We start from the raw sequence: 17,981 nt of genomic DNA, 5'->3' as shown, positions 1-17,981 counted from the left end.
GTAACCTCTACGGCTTAACAATCGCGGTCGCCGCGCCAATCTGACGAATGTTGCGCCGGGCCAGGTTCACCATGCGGCCCACGCCGCCGTCGAGGACGGTCTTCACGCTGGCCGTTGTGAATCCCTTGAGCATGTCCCAGCTGATGTCCGGCGGCAGAGACAGCGCGTCGGGGTCTGTGACGATGTCGACCAGCGCGGGGCCGTCGTGGGTGAGGGCGTTGACAAGCGCTTGCTTGAGGTCGGAGGGGTCTTCGACCCGGAAGGACTTTATGCCAACGCCTTCGGCGATGGCGGCGAAGTTGACCTGTTCGTGGTCGGTCTGGAAATCGGGGAAGCCTTCGACGATCATCTCGAGTTTCACCATGCCGAGCGAGGAGTTGTTGAACACAACCGTTTTAATCGGCAGGTTGTGCAGCTTCACGGTCAGAAGCTCGCCGAGCAGCATGCTCAAGCCGCCGTCGCCCGACCAGGAGATCACCTGCCTGTCCGGGTTGGCCGCCTGGATACCGATCGCCATGGGCAGCGCGTTAGCCATGGTGCCGTGCAGGTAGGAGGCGTGCTCCGCGCGGCGGCCGTTGGGGGTGAAGTAGCGCGAGGACCACACGTTGCACATGCCGGTATCGACGGTGATGATCGCGTCGTCGGCGGCGACCTCGTCGAGTACGGACGCGGCGAACTCCGGGTGGATCGGGGTGCGCGATTCGCGCGCCGGGGTGGTGTACTTGCTCACCACGTCCTCGAGCAGTGCCGCGTGGCGGGTGAGCATGCGATCGAGGAAGGAGCTGTCCTCCTTCTCCTCGATGTGGGGCAGGATGTTGTCAATCACGCTGGCCACATCGCCCACCACGGGCACCGCTACCTTCGTGCGCCGACCGATGTGCGTGCCGTCGATGTCGATCTGGGAGACGTTTTTGTGTGGCAGCCACTCGGTGTACGGGAAATCGGTGCCGACCATAATGAAGAGGTCAGCTTCTTTCGACGCCTCGTAGCAGGCCCCGTAGCCGAGCAGGCCCGACATGCCCACGTCGAAGGGGTTGTCGTGCGCGATGAACATCTTGCCGCGAAACGAGTGCCCGATGGGGGACTTGATCTTCTCTGCCAGCGCGAAGACCTGCTCGCGGGCGTCGCGGGCGCCGTAGCCGCAGAACATGGTGACGGTATCGGCCTCGTTGATCGCGCGCACGAGCGCTGCGGCCTCGGCGGGGTCAGGGAAGACGCGCTTGGTTGTACCGGTGGCATACGTCGAGCTCACCGTGGTGGAGTCGACGACCTCGTCGTTAAACACGTCACCTGGCACCACCATGACGGATACCCCGCCGCCCGCGAGGGTGGACTGCAGCGCGTTGTGCAACACGCGCGCGCCCTGGGTGCCCGAGTGCACGACCTCCCGGTAGCCCGAGCATTCCTGGAAGATGTATTCGGGGTGGGTGGCCTGGAAAAACTCGGACCCGATTTCCAACGACGGGATGTGGGAGGCGATCGCGAGGACCTTCGCCCCGTTGCGGTGCGCCTCGTACAGACCCTGGATGAGGTGGGTGTTGCCCGGCCCGCAGGAGGCACCGCACACCGCGAGCTCGCCGGTGGAGAGGGAGTCTGCGGCGGCGGCGAAGGCGGCGGCCTCCTCGTTGCGGACGTGGATCCATTCGATGCTGGAGGTACGCACGGCATTGGACAGCGGGTTCAGGGAGTCCCCGACGAGCCCGTAAATGCGTTTAACACCGAGGCGTTCGAGGGTTTCAACAAGCTGCTGGACAAAGTTGGTAACCATGGTCTGATGATACGGCCGCGCACGCTTAGCTGGGCTGGGAAAGGGCCCTGAGCAGCGCCGGGTCCGTGAAGTATGCGCCGTGGTCGCCGCGCACGCCGTCGACGCGGGTTGCCCCGAACGACTCGGCGGAGGGGGAGTACCCGTGGGCCGCGTCGTGGCGAAACCGCGTGGCAATGATCGGGTCGTTGTCGGCGTCGGCCACAAACACCTGCGGGTCGGCCCCCACGAGCTCAAGCTTATCGACGCTCGACACCCCAACGCCCGGGGAGCCCAACAGCCACAGGTCGTCCACCGCAAGCCCCGGACCCTGGGCCGCGCGGGTGGCCACGACAGTGCCGTAGCTGTGCGACAGCACGGTCAGCCGCGCGTCGGGGTAGCGCTCGCGCAGCGCGGCCTGGAACTCGGCGAGCGCCACCCCGCCGGTGCGCGCAGCCGAGGGGTCGATGCCGTGGATTACGCTCGGCGGGGGTTTATACCCCTGCCAGACCACGACGGCGCCTCCCGTGGCGGAGGCGATGGAACGCGCTTTGGCCAGTTCAGCGCCGAGTTCCCCGGGCGCTCCCGTGGACACCCCGGCAACCATCGTGGTCACCCGCGCCGGGTCCACGGTGTCGCCGATGACCACCGTCGTCCCACCAGGGCCCGTCTCCAGCACCATCCCGCCGGCGTCGCGGATATCGCGCAGCGTGGCCGCGGGAAGCGTCGGGGCGAGCCGGGCGTCGATGACCTCGATCGGCTCACCGGGGTGGTCTGCCAGCGTGTCGGCGGGGCCATCCTCCCCGGCGAGCAGGCCGCGCAACGCCCGCGCGGTGTGCAGGTCAAGCAGGTGGGAAATGACGTTGAGCTGGTAGACCAGCTCGGCGAAGTGGAGGTTGAGCGCAACGTGCGCCAGGGCGTCGAGCTTCTCCTGCGCGCTTGCCGACGACTCCAGGATCACCACGGCGTGCTCAAATAGCGCCGCCACGGAGAACAGCCGAAGCGCCCAGATCGGGAAGCCGGCTAGGCCGAGGACGGCGGTGGCCCCGGCGAATCCCGTGGCCGCGATCGCCCCGGGCGCCGCCTCGACGCGGGCTGCCCGGTCCCGGCTCTGCGCCGCAGCGTCCCCGAGCACCATCGCCGCCGCGCGCAGGGCGGCCGGGTTGAGGCGTGGGTTATACATCGCGCGCCTCCTTCAACGTGGCCTTCAACGTGGTGGCGGTATCGGCGTCGACGGCATGGACCCGGTCGGCGAAGGTGGCGATCGCGCTGCAGCGGGTTGCGGCGGCGTTGAGGTGGGCGTCGATAAGCATGTGGGCGCTTGCTTGGAAGCGCTCAAGGGCCACCGCGGTGAGGCCTGCAGGCAGGCTCGTGCGGGGCAGGGGTGTGAATGGCGGGAGTGCGGTGCGTGCGGTGTCGGCGGTGTCGGTGTTGAGTTCGATGTAATTCATAGGCGCAGATATACCGGCGGTAGGTCGAAGCACAACCGCGCATGCGCCCGGCTGTGGATAACCCCGGGTTATCCACATACTCTTGAGCTTATGAAAATCGCGCTATTGCAAGTGACCACCGGGCCTGATAAAGGTGAGAACCTGACCAACGTGTCCGTCGGCATTCGGGAGGCGGCCGCGAACGGGGCGACGCTGATTGTCACGCCCGAGGCCACCAGCCAGGGCTTCGACCAGGGGCGCTTGGACACCCAGGCTGAAGAGCTCGACGGCCCGTTTTCCACCGGGCTGCGCGAGCTGGCCGAGGAGCTTGGCGTGACCATCGTCGCCGGAATGTTCCGCCCCGCCGATGAAATGGACGGGCTCAACCGCGTCTACAACACCGCGCTGATCACCGGCGATGGGGTGCACAAGGGCTACGACAAGATCCACACCTTCGACGTGGCCGACTACACAGAATCCGCCACGGTCAAGCCCGGGGGCGAGCTGGTCACCTTCGTCCACGAGGGTGCCGTGGTGGGCGTGGCCACGTGCTTTGACATCCGCTACCCGGAGCAGTTCAAAAACCTCGCCCGGCTCGGTGCGGAGGTGATCGTCGTGCCCACGAGCTGGGCCGACGGGAAGAACAAGCGCGAGCAGTGGCGCACCCTCACCGTCGCGCGCGCACTGGACACCGGGGTGTTCATCGTCGCGGCCGACCAGGCTAGGCCCGGGGGAGAGGCCCACGCGGGCCAGGCCAGCGGGCCGACCGGCATCGGTCACTCGGTCGTCGTCGCGCCAAACGGGCAGCGCATCGCCGAGGCAGGTTACGGGCCCGAAATCGTCTACGCCGACATTGACATCGCGGCAGTCGCCGAGGCCCGCGCCAGCCTGCCGCTGCTTCACCACGCCAGCTAGGAAGCCGGCACCGACCACTTCTCCGGGGCATCGGGGCAGACCCGCAGCACCCCGGGAGGGGGGTTCAAGGCGGCGATGTCGACCTCCGGGCCGCAGTAGACAACCTCCCCGGACGTCGAGGGGGTCTCGACAATGCTGAACCACTCGCACACCGCGGCCAGACGTTCGAAGGTCGAGCGCTGCGCGACCTCGCCGAGCAGCGCAAGGCGGACCCGCGGCGGCTGCGGCATCTCCAGGGCGTGAAACACGATCGCCTTCGCCGCGGCCGTGCCTGAGCCCACCGCGGTGACGCTGAGCTCGCTGCGCGCGAAGCTCGGCCACATGCCTCGCGCCGCGCCGAGCGTGACGTAATCGCCGACCTGTACCTCGATCTCGCACGTGACATGGAACTCCAACTGGCTAAACGGGTTCGCCGGCAGCGCCGGGGCGAGGTTGCGCCACACACCCTGGCGGCCAACCTGCAACACCGGCATGAACTGGCCCGGACGGTAGCCCAGGGGAAACCCCGCTTCGAGGCGAACCACGTGTATGCCCCCTTCAGGGCGCACCGCCGTCACCCGCGCCGCGGCGGCCGCCGGGACCCCCTCCACATCGGCGGCGTGGGCGGTACGCGCCATCTCGGCTGCGGCGTCCTCGAGCACGAAGCGCGCCTCGATGCCCGCCGAAAGTACCTGGCGGATCAGGCGTGCGAACACCGCGTAGGCGGTGGGAGGGAAGCCGTAGCGGCGCAGGTCCAGGGCCCATGCGCGCAGCGTGTGAAGGGTGGATTCGGGCAGGGTCGCCGTACGGCTTGAGGTCAGGAAAATGTAGGTCAGAGCGTCGATAAGCTCGTGCGAGACCTTGTTCGAATCCCGCGGAAACATGCCGGCGCCCTGCGGCAGCTCGGCGATGATGGCGCTGAAAAGCTGCTCGCGCACGCGCTCGCGCTCGCTGCGCAGCGTGCGCACTTCCTCTGAGAACCGATCCATAATTTTTAGCCTACTAATGCTTCACAAGTGCTGTGGCTCGGATATCGTCGTAGCTGTGGAATACACCCCTTACACACTGCTTACGGATATCGGTTGGATCTCCATCCTGCTCATCGTCGGCAACGTCCTGCGCAACCGACTCAAGGTTCTTCAGGCACTGCTTCTACCCGCACCGATCACCGCTGGGTTGATCGGGCTCCTGATCGGCCCCGAAGTACTCGGACTGATCAACTGGTCCGACCAGGTGGGCACCTACACCACGCTGCTTATCGCTGTGGTGTTCGCCTCTATGGCCTTCTCCATGGATCTCGGTGGCTCCATTGCTTCCGGGGCCCGCAATATGTGGGCCTACTCCACCGCGATGTTCATGGGGCAGTGGGGCATATTCATACTTCTCGGGCTGTACCTGTTCGCGCCGCTGTTCGGCACCGAGCCCTGGTTCGGGATGATGCTGCCCGTCGGCTTCGTCGGCGGTTTCGGCACCGCCGCGGCAGTGGGGTCCTCGCTGGAGGGCATCGGTATTGCGGAGGCTTCCTCGCTGGGCTTTACCTCCGCGACCGTGGGCACGCTGGTGGCGATTGTGGGCGGTGTCATCGTGGCCAACTTGGGCATCCGCGCGGGCCGGGCCACTGAGCTCAAAGGCGAGCTCCCGGCGGACCTGCGCACAGGATATATCGAGAACGAGGTGGATCGCCCGTCCATCGGCAAGGCAACCACCAACCCCTCGTCGATTGAGCCGCTTGCGCTGCACGGCGGTTTCATCGTGTTTACTGTGCTAATTGCCTACCTGCTCAACGGACTTATCAAGGACCAGTGGCCAAACGTGTCCATCCCGCTGTTTGCCATGTCCTTCGTCGTGGGGCTGATTGGTCGCACGCTGCTGCGCGTTGCCGGTCGCGAAAACTACCTCGACCGCGACACTGTCAGCTCGATTTCGGGCGCGGCCACCGATTACATGATCGCCTTCGGTATCGCCTCGATCGTTCCCGCGGCGCTCGCCGATTACTGGCAGGCGCTCGTGCTCATGTTCGTTCTGGGCACTCTCTTCTGTGTGGTGTGGATGCTGTGGGCGGGGCCCTTGTTCTTCGGCGAGAATTGGCTCGAGCGTGGCATCTTCGGCTGGGGCTGGGCCACCGCCGCAGTCGCCACAGGTATCGCGCTGCTGAAGATGGTCGACCCGAAGCTGAAATCCGGCACGCTCAACGAGTACGGCGTGGCCTACGTCGGCTTCGCGCCCTTTGAAATCGGCATGACCATCCTCGCGCCGATCGCGGTGATTGCGGGATTCACAACTGGTTTCGGGTGGGCTTCCTTCGCCATTGCGGTTGGTGTGCTCATCATGAGCTTCGCGCTGAAGTGGGTGCCCGCGAAGAAACATGGCAAAGGAAATGGGGGTCTTCAAGGCGGGTCGACGCGGATTCAAACGGTGACGAAGGCGGACTAGCGCTCGGAGGATTTCCACAAAGTTTGCCTTGAGTGGAACAGACTCAACTTTCCCGGCGTTGCGTAGGGTGGAACACAAAACGTAAGCGAAAGGAAGATGCATGGCATCGTTCAACCCCACAACCAAGACGCAAGAAGCCATTCAGCAGGCGTTGCAGAAGGCGTCGGCACACGGCAATCCCGATATCCGCCCGGCGCACCTGCTGGAGGCAATTCTTACCCAGGAAGACGGCATCGCCGCCCCGGTGCTCCAGGCCACCGGCGTCGACCCGGCCACCGTTGCCCGCGAGGCGGGCGACATCGTGGCGGGATACCCGAAGGCGGAGGGCCAGAACATGGCCAACCCGAACTTCAACCGGGACGCGCTCAACGCGATTAACACGGCGCAGGAACTCGCTGGAGAGCTCGGTGACGAATACGTCTCCACCGAGGTGCTCCTCGCCGGCATCGCCCGCGGCAACGACGAGGCCGCCGAGCTCCTGAAGAAGCGCGGCGCCACATATGACGTGCTCAAGGGTGCATTCCCGTCCGTGCGCGGCAACAAGAAGGTGACCACCGAGTCCCCGGAGGACCAGTTCCAGGCGTTGGAGAAGTACTCCACGGACCTGACCAAGCGTGCCCGTGAGGGCAAGATCGACCCGGTGATCGGGCGCGATTCCGAGATCCGCCGCGTGGTTCAGGTGCTCTCCCGCCGCACGAAGAACAACCCGGTGCTCATCGGCGAGCCCGGCGTGGGCAAGACCGCTATCGTTGAGGGTCTGGCCCGGCGTATCGTGGCCGGCGACGTGCCCGAGTCGCTGAAGGGCAAGACGCTGATCTCGCTGGATCTGAGCTCGATGGTCGCCGGAGCGAAGTTCCGCGGCGAGTTCGAGGAGCGCCTCAAGGCGGTTCTGGAGGAGATCACCTCCTCCGAGGGCGAGATCATCACCTTCATCGACGAGCTGCACACTATCGTCGGCGCCGGCGCGTCCGGTGAGGGCGCCATGGACGCGGGCAACATGATCAAACCGATGCTCGCCCGCGGCGAGCTGCGCCTCGTCGGCGCGACCACACTGGATGAGTACCGCAAGTACATCGAGAAGGACGCCGCCCTGGAGCGCCGCTTCCAGCAGGTGTACGTCGGCGAGCCGACGGTGGAGGACACCATCGGCATCCTGCGCGGGCTCAAGGAGCGCTACGAGGTCCACCACGGCGTGCGCATCCAGGATTCCGCCCTGGTCGCCGCCGCGGAGCTCTCCAACCGCTACATCACCAACCGCTTCCTGCCGGACAAGGCCATTGACCTTGTCGACGAAGCCGGTTCGCGCCTGCGCATGGAGATCGACTCCTCCCCGCAGGAAATCGACGAGCTCGAGCGCGTCGTGCGCCGCCTGGAAATCGAGGAGATCGCCCTGGCCAAGGAGTCCGACGCTGCCTCCCAGGAGCGCCTCGCCGCGCTGCGCCAGGAGCTCGCCGATCAGCGTGAGACTCTCGGCGAAATGAAGGCACGCTGGGCGAACGAGAAGAACCAGATCGACAGCGTTCAGTCTGCGAAGGAGGAACTCGAGCGTCTGCGCAACGAGTCCGAGATCGCGGAGCGCGACGGCGACTACGCCAGGGTTTCTGAGCTGCGCTACGGCCGGATCCCGGAGCTGGAGCAGCAGGTTGCCGAGGCTGAGGCGCAGGCGAGCGATTCGAGCCGCACGATGCTCACCGAGGAAGTCACCCCCGATGTCATCGCCGAGGTTGTCTCCAGCTGGACGGGTATTCCTGCGGGCAAGATGATGCAGGGGGAGACGGAGAAGCTGCTGAACATGGAGTCTGTGCTGGGCGAACGCGTTGTCGGCCAGCGTGACGCCGTCGAGGCCGTCTCTGATGCGGTGCGACGCTCGCGCGCTGGTGTCGCGGATCCAAACCGACCGATTGGCTCCTTCCTCTTCCTCGGCCCGACCGGCGTGGGTAAGACGGAGCTGGCGAAGTCGCTGGCGGAGTTCCTCTTCGATGATGAGACCGCGATGGTGCGCATCGATATGTCCGAGTACGGCGAGAAGCATTCGGTGGCGCGTCTCGTTGGTGCGCCTCCCGGATATGTCGGCTACGATGCCGGTGGCCAGCTCACTGAGGCAGTGCGCCGCAGGCCGTATTCGCTCGTGCTTTTCGACGAAGTGGAGAAAGCGCACCAGGACGTCTTCGACGTGTTGCTCCAGGTTCTCGACGAGGGCCGGTTGACTGACGGCCAGGGTCGCACGGTGGATTTCCGCAACACGGTTATCATCTTGACCTCTAACTTGGGTGCGGGCGGTGGCCGGGAGGAAATTATGGAGGCGGTGAAGCGCCACTTCAAGCCGGAGTTCATCAACCGTCTCGATGATGTGGTGGTATTCGAGCCGCTCTCCTCCGAGCTGCTCGTGGGCATTGTCGACATCCAGCTCGAGCAGCTAGCGCAGCGTCTGGCTTCTCGACGCCTCAACCTGACCGTTTCCGATTCCGCCAAAGCGTGGCTTGCTGAACGCGGCTACGACCCGGCCTACGGTGCCCGTCCGCTGCGCCGTTTGATCCAGCAGGCGATCGGAGACCGGCTGGCCAAGGAGCTGTTGGCCGGCTATGTCCGCGATGGCGATACCGTCGCCGTGGATGTGGCCGACGGTGGGGAGAGCCTGAGCGTCGACGCGGTGCAGTAACACAAAAGGCAGAGCGTTGCCCCGGCCCCTTCGTCCACGTCGATGAACGGAGAGGTCGGGGTGGTGTGATTCTGCCCCAACGTAGGGCCGGGGCAGATTTCTTCGCTCTACCGCGTCGCTGTGACCTCGCAAGTGAAAGAGTCGAGACCAGTCCCGTCGATGTCCCCGGAAAACTCCATTCGCACAGTTAGGTCATCCCCGTTGTGCTTGAGGATCTCCACAGTGGCGTGGTCGTAACGCCAATGCGCACCATCAATGGACAGTGTCGGCTCGGCCGGCTCACCAAAAATGTTGCTCTGAAGCCGTTTGCCGACGACTGCATCTACGTTGTTACCGGGCAGCGGAAACCACTCCACCGCGACGTGTACGTAGTCGTCTAAAAGTGCCTCATTGTCCTTGTCCTCTAGCGATTCACACTCGACCTCGATGGTGAGGTAGGCACCGTCGTCACCCTCGTCGAGGAACCAGGATGCGTTCTCCGGTCGTATATCTGCCTGGGTTGGGACAAAGCTTTCGTAGTCATCGTTCACGTGGTGTGTACTCCAAGCTTAACGGTCAGCGGACGATAGGCGATTCGACGTGCCCCAAATTTTCCCATCTACTCAGGCGGAACAAAACCTGGGGCACTTCAGTCCGCACCACCAGCATGGTGTGCCGTCTTGGTGGTTGTAGAGGAGGCGGTCGCGTTGTTTTTGGTGTCTCCATCCGTAGCCGCGGGCTGTGGTGCTGGGTTTGGTGCTCATAGTGCTGCGACGGCTTCGTATGCGCTCGTTGGGTAGTAGGCGATGATCTGCCCGCTCGCGCAGATGGTGAGGCTGGTGCCGGCGTTGACCACCGCGGTGCCCTCGAAGACGTCGACGTCGCTTTCGAGGTTCCTCACGGCGATGGTGCCTGTCATGGCGAGCGGGTAGATCGACTCGGCGATGTTCAGGTCGTCGATGATGGGTGCGCCGGCCAACCGCTCGATGAGCTTGTGGCGAATGGTGTGCAGCATCATGTGGCCTCCCTGACCGGGTTCGGTTTTTAGTACCGGTCGGGCGGGTATCGGGTACTGGGTGTGCGTGTATCGGGTACCGGGGGTAGTTGGGTTGGCAGTCTGTGGTTGACGGCCCTGCGCAGTGTGTACGCGCGGGCCGCGTAACCATGGAAGGAGTTTGGTGTGGTCACCAATTACAGGTTGATCATGCTGGCGCTTGTGCAAGGCCGCTCGTGGTCGCAGATCACGTCGGATTTGGGGTGCTCGCGCAGCAGTATTGATAAGGCCAGTCGGGTGTTGCGCTCGACTGGGATGGACGAGGACACGATTACCGCGTTGTCGCCGCAGGAGCTTTCGGAGTTGTTTCCGGATAATCGCCGGCGGGATTCAGATGCGTTTGTGGAACCGGATTTCGCAGGCATCGCCGCCCGGCGCCGACGCGGTGAGCGGGTGACGTTAAAGGTGGAACACCATAAATACACCCGCCGTCAGGCTACTTCTGGCCAGCAGCATTATTCCTACCGGCAGTTCTGCGCGCTGTTTGAAAACTACGTCGATGTCAACGACCTGACTGCGCTTTTGACCCATGCCCCTGGTGAGGAGCTGTGCGTTGATTGGTCCGGGGAAACCATGGCAGTTGTTGACCCGTTGACCGGGGTGTCTGTGCAGGCGTATGTGTTTGTGGCGTCGCTGCCGCATTCGGGGCTTATCCATGCCAGTGCGTGGCCGGATATGCGGATGCGGTCGTGGCTGTGTGCCCACCGCGACGCGTTGGACTATATCGGTGGCGTGCCGGTGCGCATCGTGCCCGATAACGCCTCGACAGCAACCAACCAGATCACACGTGGTGCGACGGTGCGTGAAGTCAACGAGCGCTACCAGCAGTTCGCCGAGTTCTACGGTTGCGGGATTACCCCGGCTAGGCCGGGTAAACCCAGGGATAAGGCCCATGTGGAAAAGGCGGTCGATATCGTCCAGACCTGGGTCGCAGAAGCGTTATCGGGCCAAGAGTTCTCCACGTTCGACGCTCTCAACGCCGCTATTGCAGCACAGGTCGACTGGATCAACGACCGGGAAGGATTCCGGGGCCGCAACGCAAGCCGCAGGCAGTTGTTTGTTGAAAGCGAAGCAGAAGCATTGCGCCCGCTGCCTCAACAGCGCTGGTCGTATTCCACGTGGCGTAAAGCCAAGGCCGGGGTGAACTACCACGTCCAAGTGGAGAAGCATTTCTACTCTGTGCCGTGGAGCTTCGCCGGCAAAAGTGTCGACGTGCAGATCTTCGACGATGTCGTCGACATCTTCAGCGCGGGTGAGCATATCGCTTCCCACCGTAAAAAGCCTGGCAACATGCAGTACTCCACAGATAAAGAGCATGTGCCGGCAAAGCACCAGGACTTGGCCACGAAGTGGGATCAGGGCCGGATTGAGTCATGGGCTCAAAGTATTGGGGCCGCAACCTACGAACTCATCCGCCAGATGTTTCACGCCCACCAAGTTGAAGCCCAAGCCTACAATAGCGCCCTTGGCGTGCTGAGCCTGTCGAAGAAGTACTCCCGCAGCCTGCTTGAACAAGCCTGCCAAGACGTCCTCGACTCCCACATGGTCCCGTCGGTGCGCAAAGTCCACGACACCATCAAAGACCTCGCAACCCGCACCACCGCCACCGCCACAGGTGGTGCGCAATCACCTACATCATCTGCCGCGTCAACTAGGCCGGTGACTCGTCCCGCACCACCAGCCCAGGCGTCGCACGTACGGGGCAAAGCAGCGTTCGAGTTCAGTGAGCTTGAATTCGGTGAGCTTGAATTCGGTGAGGAGGCGTAGAAGCATCATGGCGTTAACCGATGAAGATTTCGACAAGCTCGGCTCGCTGCGCGGGATGCGCGTGTTCGCCGCGACGATCCAAGAGATCGTCAACGACCCCACGCGCGATAACGATTCCTTCGAAGACAAGATCAAAGAAGCCCTCGAAGCCCAACTCACCGCCCGCGACAACAAGGTCATCCAGACAAGGTTGCGTGAAGCGAAACTCCTTGGCTCAACCGCCGCACTCGAGCGCTTCGATGCCTATCCCGGCCGCGGTGTAACCCAAGACCGCATCGACCGGCTCGCCACCTGCGAATGGATCGACTACGGCAAAGACCTCATCATCGTGGGAGCTACCGGCACCGGTAAAAGTTTTCTCGCTCAAGCCCTGGCCGTCGCGGCGTGCCGCAAAAAGCTCACCGCCCGTTACTTCCGGCTCAACGACCTGGCCAACGATTTCGACGCTGCGGCTGAGCATCCCCAGGCCCGCAAACAACTCCTCGCTGACCTGCAAGCCCCGGCACTTGTCGTCATCGATGATTTTCTCGCCACCGATGTCTCAGCGCACGCGTTGAACCAGGTATTCAACCTGCTCGTCGGGCGTGAACATGCCTCTACCGTGATCGCCAGCCAACACGAACCCGATTACTGGTACGACGTCTTCTCAGAAGCAGCACTGGCAGACGCAGTCATGTCCAGACTCGCCAACCACGGCTCGAAACTCACCCTGACAGGAGAAGACATGCGAACCCGCGACGACATCAAACAAGAAAGGATGGCCCCTACGACACCCACACGGCTACGTCAACCCCGAAAGTCGTAACCGGGGGTAAAAACCGGGTACCGGCAACCACCAACACCCCGGTACCCGATACCGCCCTACCGGTACCGAAAAGAAACGCCCGTCAGCCTCCCGTGGTATGGGCATACAAAAACACCCGCACGGGTTTTAGCCGTCGGGTGTCGTCGCGTCGAGTATAGCACCAAGCGTGACAGAATACGTTGCAAAAGCAAACGCCCCACCTTTTAGGTGAGGCGTCGCGATAAGTACGGTAATAGCTGCGGTTACGAAATCCGCTGTTCACGGGTTGTGAGTCCGAGACTCGGCCCGAGCGACACTCGCTGTTAGTCTGAGACTATGGCTTGAGCGTCTACCTCTAGATTACTTCATTACTCGCTCTCGTCAACTCCGTCAGAGACTTTTCGTGACTGGTTTGAAGTTTCAGCAGTTGAGTCCGGCAATCAGCAAAGTGTGATTCACCTAGCGCTGCGGCAATATCTTTAGATAACCGGGCCTTTGGTGTTCTATCCTCAAGGAACTTCTCAAGTCCATTGTCTTCGATTTTCTTCCTTGCATGAAATACGGCGCTGGCCAGAAGATCCGCAACCTGCAAAGCGGGGCAAGTCCTTGAATCCAGACTAACTGCAGTGATTACACGCTTGTTACCAAACCGACCATTTAAGGAAGCCGCGAGTTCATCACCGTATGAAATTCCCACCGGGACATCGATATGATCTAGCAGTGCAACGCTAACTTCGCGACGAGTAATAAGTCCACGCAGCAGTCTGTCGGTTGCAAATAGATGCCCTTGCCACTGATCTCTATCCGACCACGGGTCAAAATGACGCTTATCAAGCACAAAAGCTCCAAAAGTGCATCCTGAAGATACCGCCTCAGAAAAGATTTCAGAGAGAATAGGCTGGGAATTCCGATTCACTTTCGAAAATTTGATCTCGTCCGCGTTAGTAAAATGGTTTCTGTCTCGACATGCCTTAATGGCTCGACTTAGTTTGTCGGGGTCGGTGGTTCTAACTGCCGCGGTTACGAAATGCTTTCCGAGACTTCCTTTGCTCCCTGCCTCATCCACGAAATACGCCACCCCTTCGGCGGAAAGAGGAAGGTGAATTTTGCGAGCCGTAGAACTATTCATGGATCGATAATATCAACGTCAACCCCCACACGAATATTGACGATTAGCCTATGAGCTTGCCTTATGTAGCGCAATTTTGGGTGGTTCGGTGTTTGCGTTGACATCGAGTGTGGCCGGTCAACCCTAATTGCCGTGCTTATCCGTTACGTTTTGCAACACCTCGCTGTGAAGTGTCCTGGGTTTAGTTCCGATCGTTTCTAGAGGAGGATTGGACCATGCCTAGGAAGTTCAGTGACGAGTTTAAGGACAAGGCGGTGCGGTTAGCCGAGGAGCTCGTTGAGCTTGAGGGGTGCTCGAAGTGGGCGGCGGCGGAGGAGATCGGCGAGAAGCTCGGCGTCTCGGCGCACACGCTCAACAACTGGTTGAAACCTGTCAAAGCGTCCCCCGACGTTCAGCGGAGCACTGGCGAGTCGGTCGACGACGAACTGAAGCGTCTGCGGCAAGAGAACAAAGAGCTGCGCAGGGCAAACGAGATCTTGAAGACCGCTTCAGCTTTTTTCGCAGCGGAACTCGACCGTCCCACCAGAAGATGATCGAATACATCGACACGTATCGCGATCGCTTCGGGGTCGAGGCCATCTGTCGCACGTTAAGGCAGACAGAATGTGGGTTTATCACCTCTCGTGGCTACCGAGCAGCGAAAACACGAGCCCCTTCGGCCAGGAGCTTGTCAGACGCGCTGCTTATCCCCGAATTGGTGAAAGTCTTCGAGGACAACTTCAGCGTGTACGGGGTACGCAAGATGTGGAAGGCCATGCAGCGCGCCGGCTGGGACATCGGTCGTGATCAGACGGCACGGTTGATGAAACTCGTCGGCATCCAAGGCCGCAGAAGGGGCCGCACTCCGATCACAACGCTTCGGGCTGATGTCCCGGATTGTCGTCCTGATCTGGTCAATCGTGACTTCACAGCGTCAGCGCCGCACCGGCTGTGGGTCGCTGACATCACCTACGTGCGTACCCTGTCGGGGTTTGCGTACGCCGCGTTCATCACCGATGCGTACTCCCGCAAGATTGTCGGGGTTGCCACCAGGGCGAGCATGCGCACCGATGAGCTGCCTCTTGAGGCTTTTGAGCATGCTCTTTATCACGCAGGTGATCTCCGTGCACAAGGACTTGTCCATCACAGCGATCGCGGCTCGCAGGGCGGATTCAACTGGTCGTCGCAACACCTTGAGGTGAGAAAGGTGTTCAAGGATGGCGACCAAGGACTGGAGCATGAAGACCAGCGAGGTCCCGGAGGGGATGCGGCGGCAGTGGCGCGCGGACCGGGCGTTGCGGCCAGCAATGCGCTCTCCGGGCAGACCGCAGCCATCGAGGGCGGTGCAGCGACAATTCTGGCGCCTGATCGCGGCCGGGGTCACGACAGCGGAGGCAGCGCTGGCGGTGGGGGTGTCGGTGCCGGTCGGATCACGGTGGTTCCGTCACGCTGGCGGTATGCCACCGCTGACGTTGACGGAGCCAACTGGTCGTTATCTCAGTTTCGAGGAGCGAGAGGAGATCGCGATCTTGCGTGCTCAGGGACGCGGTGTCCGGTCGATCGCGCGTACCCTTGGGCGGGATCCGGGCACGATCAGTCGGGAGTTGCGCCGCAACGCTGCTACCCGCAGCGGGAAGCTGGAGTATCGCGCCACGGTGGCCCAATGGAAAGCCCAAGAGGCCGCGAAACGACCCAAGACCGCGAAGCTGGTGGCCAACCTGCGGCTTCGCGACTATGTCCAGGACAGACTCTCTGGGAAGGTCACTGGCCCGGACGGGACGCCGGTGGAAGGGCCGGTCACGCCGACGTGGAAGGGGTTGAACAAGCCTCGTCGGCAAGATCGACGGTGGGCCACCAGTTGGAGCCCGGAGCAGATCAGTCACCGCTTGAAGCTGGATTTCCCTGATGATGAGTCAATGCGTATCAGTCATGAGGCGATCTACCAGGCGTTGTTCATCGAAGGCCGCGGCGCGCTGAAGCGTGAGCTGGTGGCTTGCCTGCGAACGGGCAGGGCGTTGCGACAGCCCCGTGAGCGTTCCCGGAACAAACCCGGCGGTCATGTCGGCGCCGAGGTCGTGATCAGCCAACGCCCCGCAGAAGCCGCTGATCGCGCTGTTCCAGGACACTGGGAAGGTGACCTGGTCATCGGGACCGGCCGCTCTGCGATCGGGACCTTGGTCGAGCGTCGCAGCCGCGCGACGATCCTGGTCCGCTTGCCCCGCCTCGACGGCTGGGGCGAGCACCCTCCGGTCAAGAACGGCCCCGCGCTGGGCGGCTACGGTGCAGTCGCGATGAACGCGGCTCTGGCCGCTGCGATCACGACCCTGCCCCAGCAGTTACGCAAGACGATCACCTGGGACCGCGGCAAGGAACTATCAGGACATGCCGCGTTCACTCTTGAGACTGGCACCAAGGTGTTCTTCGCTGATCCGCACTCCCCGTGGCAACGGCCCACCAACGAGAACACCAACGGCCTGCTACGTCAGTACTTCCCCAAGGGCACCGACCTGTCCCGCTGGAGCGCAGACGACCTCGAAGCGGTGGCCCACACCCTCAACAACAGACCCCGCAAGACCCTCGGCTGGAAGACCCCCGCCGAAGTCTTCGGTGAAGCACTACAATCCCTGAAACAGGCCGGTGTTGCAACCACCGGTTGAACCTGCCCAGTACGTGTCCATTCGTTACAGTGAGGCGCTTGCTCAAGCTGGGATTGATCCGTCCGTTGGCACCGTCGGCGATTCCTACGACAACGCGTTGGCGGAAACGGTCAACGGTCTATACAAGACCGAGCTGATCTATCCCCACCGGCCGTGGGCGTCGGTTGGGGAAGTCGAGATCGCGGGGCCCGACCCCTGGAAAGTGGACACGGGGATTTAATCAAGATGCGATAGTAAGTGTAGCTGATTCGGCGGCTTCAAAGGCGTTCGGCGAGCGGTAGCCACACCACGAGTGCAACCGTTGGGTGTTGTACCGGATGCACCACTGGAACACGTCCCGGCGACACACCAGCTGACTGGCGAAAACAGGCTCGTCCTTCAGGACTTCCCGCTTCAACGAGGCGTTGAACGACTCCGCCAACGAGTTGTCCGCGCTCGTCCCGATCGTACCCATCGACTGGGTGACACCGAACCGCTCACATAACCTCCGGTACTGCTCAGAGGTATAGACACTGCCGTGATCCGAGTGAAAAATCGCCCCGTCAAGGCTACCTCGGACCCCGTGAGCCATCGTGAGGGCTTCTTCGACCAACTCGGTGCGCATGTGGTCGGCGATCGCGAAACCGGTCAACTGCCGCGAATAGCAGTCGATGACCGTGGCCAGGTACATATTCGACCCGTCCGCGATCGGCAGGTACGTGATATCGCCGACGTAGACCGCGTTCGGCCTGTCCGCAGTGAACCGGCGTTGCAGCAGGTCCGGAAACCTCGGGGCCCGTTTACTCGACGTCGTCGTTTTCACCCGGCGTTTCCTGGTGAAATCAAAAAGGCCCATCTGCCGCATCAGCCGGGCGGTGCGCTTGTGATTGAGACGGCCGCCCTTGCCCCGGTCGTTGACGGGATCGGAGTTGATGGTCGCAGTTACACGTTTCGCCCCGTAACAGCCGTTCTCGGCCTTGAACACGGCCTTGATCCTCGCTCCCAGCGCCGCGTCAGCGACGAGGCGTCGCCGGCGGGCAGGAGCAGCAGATTTCCATTTGTAATACGAGGACCGGTTGACCTTCAGGACCTCACATAACCGCTTGACCTCGTAGAAGTCTCGGTGGTCATCAACGAACTGAAAGCGGTTCACCAGTTCGTCTCTTCCGCGAAATATTTGGCCGCCTTGCGCAGGATCTCTCGTTCCTCCCGGAGCTTGACGTTCTCGCGTTCCAACACGCGGATCCGCTCGGCATCGGAGAGTCCTTCAACCGGGGAGCGTTCGCTGTTGGCTGCGGCGATCGGGCTGGCGACTTTTTCACCGTTGGCGTTAGTTTTGGTGCCGGTGCCGAAGGCGTCGAGCCAGCTGCGCAGCGAGTTGCGGTTGACCCCGAGATCGGAAGCGATCGCGTTGATCGTTGCTCCGGGAGTCGACTCGTACAACGACACTGCGTCACGCTTGAACTGCTCGGTGTAGGTCTTGCGTGGCATGG

General features: G+C 62.4%; 14 protein-coding genes and 3 pseudogenes. 9 read left to right on the top strand and 8 right to left on the bottom strand.

The features are described 5' to 3' along the window. Positions 1-7 precede the first annotated feature (7 nt). From RIU96_RS00945 to RIU96_RS00935, 3 genes are read right to left on the bottom strand one after another with little or no spacing between them, the layout of a single operon-like run. Positions 8-1,768 (bottom strand): pyruvate dehydrogenase, encoded by a 1,761-nt coding sequence (locus RIU96_RS00945; RefSeq protein WP_144823252.1) that lies wholly within the window; start codon positions 1,766-1,768, stop codon positions 8-10. Between the two features lie 25 nt (positions 1,769-1,793). Beyond that, positions 1,794-2,927, bottom strand: coding sequence for an alpha/beta hydrolase (locus RIU96_RS00940; protein WP_144690979.1), 1,134 nt, complete (start codon positions 2,925-2,927; stop codon positions 1,794-1,796). Beyond that, positions 2,920-3,195 (bottom strand): hypothetical protein, encoded by a 276-nt coding sequence (locus RIU96_RS00935; protein WP_136648996.1) that lies wholly within the window; start codon positions 3,193-3,195, stop codon positions 2,920-2,922. The genes RIU96_RS00940 and RIU96_RS00935 overlap by 8 nt, the downstream gene beginning before the upstream one ends. A 90-nt stretch (positions 3,196-3,285) precedes the next feature. On the opposite strand from RIU96_RS00935, the gene RIU96_RS00930 reads away from it, so the two are divergent. Then, positions 3,286-4,089 carry a carbon-nitrogen hydrolase family protein gene (locus RIU96_RS00930; RefSeq protein ID WP_136648995.1) on the top strand — a complete coding sequence of 268 codons (804 nt, stop codon included), beginning with the start codon at positions 3,286-3,288 and terminating at the stop codon, positions 4,087-4,089. Here the strand turns inward: RIU96_RS00930 and RIU96_RS00925 are convergent. Then, positions 4,086-5,057 (bottom strand): ferredoxin reductase domain-containing protein, encoded by a 972-nt coding sequence (locus RIU96_RS00925; RefSeq protein WP_136648994.1) that lies wholly within the window; start codon positions 5,055-5,057, stop codon positions 4,086-4,088. The two genes, RIU96_RS00930 and RIU96_RS00925, sit on opposite strands and share 4 nt — an antisense overlap. 55 nt (positions 5,058-5,112) lie before the next feature. Between RIU96_RS00925 and RIU96_RS00920 the strand changes: the two genes are divergently transcribed. Together RIU96_RS00920 and clpB are read left to right on the top strand one after the other, a co-directional pair. After that, positions 5,113-6,501, top strand: coding sequence for a sodium/glutamate symporter (locus tag RIU96_RS00920; protein ID WP_186309949.1), 1,389 nt, complete (start codon positions 5,113-5,115; stop codon positions 6,499-6,501). A 100-nt stretch (positions 6,502-6,601) separates the two neighbouring features. Then, a complete protein-coding gene (clpB, locus tag RIU96_RS00915) occupies positions 6,602-9,160 on the top strand; it encodes an ATP-dependent chaperone ClpB (RefSeq protein WP_144690975.1) in 2,559 nt (852 codons plus the stop codon). A 107-nt stretch (positions 9,161-9,267) separates the two neighbouring features. On the opposite strand, the gene RIU96_RS00910 is transcribed toward clpB, so the two are convergent. After that, on the bottom strand, positions 9,268-9,690 hold the full coding sequence (locus tag RIU96_RS00910; RefSeq protein WP_144690973.1) for a hypothetical protein: 423 nt from the start codon (positions 9,688-9,690) through the stop codon (positions 9,268-9,270). A gap of 209 nt (positions 9,691-9,899) precedes the next feature. Next, the gene (locus RIU96_RS00905; protein WP_006840512.1) at positions 9,900-10,157 is read right to left on the bottom strand and encodes a hypothetical protein; all 258 of its coding nucleotides are present in this window, start codon (positions 10,155-10,157) and stop codon (positions 9,900-9,902) included. A gap of 162 nt (positions 10,158-10,319) precedes the next feature. Here RIU96_RS00905 and istA point away from each other — a divergent pair, with 162 nt between their 5' ends. Next, positions 10,320-11,960 (top strand): IS21 family transposase, encoded by a 1,641-nt coding sequence (gene istA / locus RIU96_RS00900; protein ID WP_136650947.1) that lies wholly within the window; start codon positions 10,320-10,322, stop codon positions 11,958-11,960. Positions 11,961-11,967: 7 nt separating this feature from the next. Further along, on the top strand, positions 11,968-12,765 hold the full coding sequence (locus tag RIU96_RS00895; RefSeq protein WP_006839082.1) for an ATP-binding protein: 798 nt from the start codon (positions 11,968-11,970) through the stop codon (positions 12,763-12,765). Between the two features lie 334 nt (positions 12,766-13,099). Here the strand turns inward: RIU96_RS00895 and RIU96_RS00890 are convergent, their stop codons facing one another. Further along, positions 13,100-13,873, bottom strand: a complete 774-nt coding sequence (locus RIU96_RS00890; RefSeq protein ID WP_144691047.1) for a DUF3800 domain-containing protein — start codon at positions 13,871-13,873, stop codon at positions 13,100-13,102. A 215-nt stretch (positions 13,874-14,088) separates the two neighbouring features. Between RIU96_RS00890 and RIU96_RS11940 the strand changes: the two are divergent. The 4 genes and pseudogenes from RIU96_RS11940 to RIU96_RS00875 form a co-directional block, all read left to right on the top strand. Beyond that, positions 14,089-14,283, top strand: a pseudogene (locus RIU96_RS11940) (IS3 family transposase); the annotation flags it as partial. Next, positions 14,232-14,960: pseudogene (locus RIU96_RS00885) on the top strand (IS3 family transposase); the annotation flags it as partial. The pseudogenes RIU96_RS11940 and RIU96_RS00885, both read left to right, overlap by 52 nt. A 130-nt stretch (positions 14,961-15,090) precedes the next feature. Further along, a complete protein-coding gene (locus tag RIU96_RS00880; protein ID WP_136653470.1) occupies positions 15,091-16,509 on the top strand; it encodes an IS30 family transposase in 1,419 nt (472 codons plus the stop codon). Between the two features lie 4 nt (positions 16,510-16,513). Further along, a pseudogene (locus tag RIU96_RS00875) lies at positions 16,514-16,693 on the top strand (IS3 family transposase); the annotation flags it as partial. Between the two features lie 36 nt (positions 16,694-16,729). On the opposite strand, the gene RIU96_RS00870 reads toward RIU96_RS00875, so the two are convergent. Further along, positions 16,730-17,979 (bottom strand): IS3 family transposase gene (locus tag RIU96_RS00870; RefSeq protein WP_311205036.1). Its coding sequence is split into 2 segments (ribosomal slippage): positions 16,730-17,652 and positions 17,652-17,979, totalling 1,251 coding nucleotides; the frame shifts between segments, so codons are not numbered across the junction. Positions 17,980-17,981: the final 2 nt, after the last annotated feature.

This window comes from Corynebacterium sp. Z-1 (assembly GCF_031844665.1).
In the GTDB taxonomy this organism is placed as follows: Bacteria; Actinomycetota; Actinomycetes; order Mycobacteriales; family Mycobacteriaceae; genus Corynebacterium; species Corynebacterium sanguinis.
Note: the sequence above shows the minus strand (reverse complement) of the source record. Positions and strands in the feature narration are given on the sequence as shown.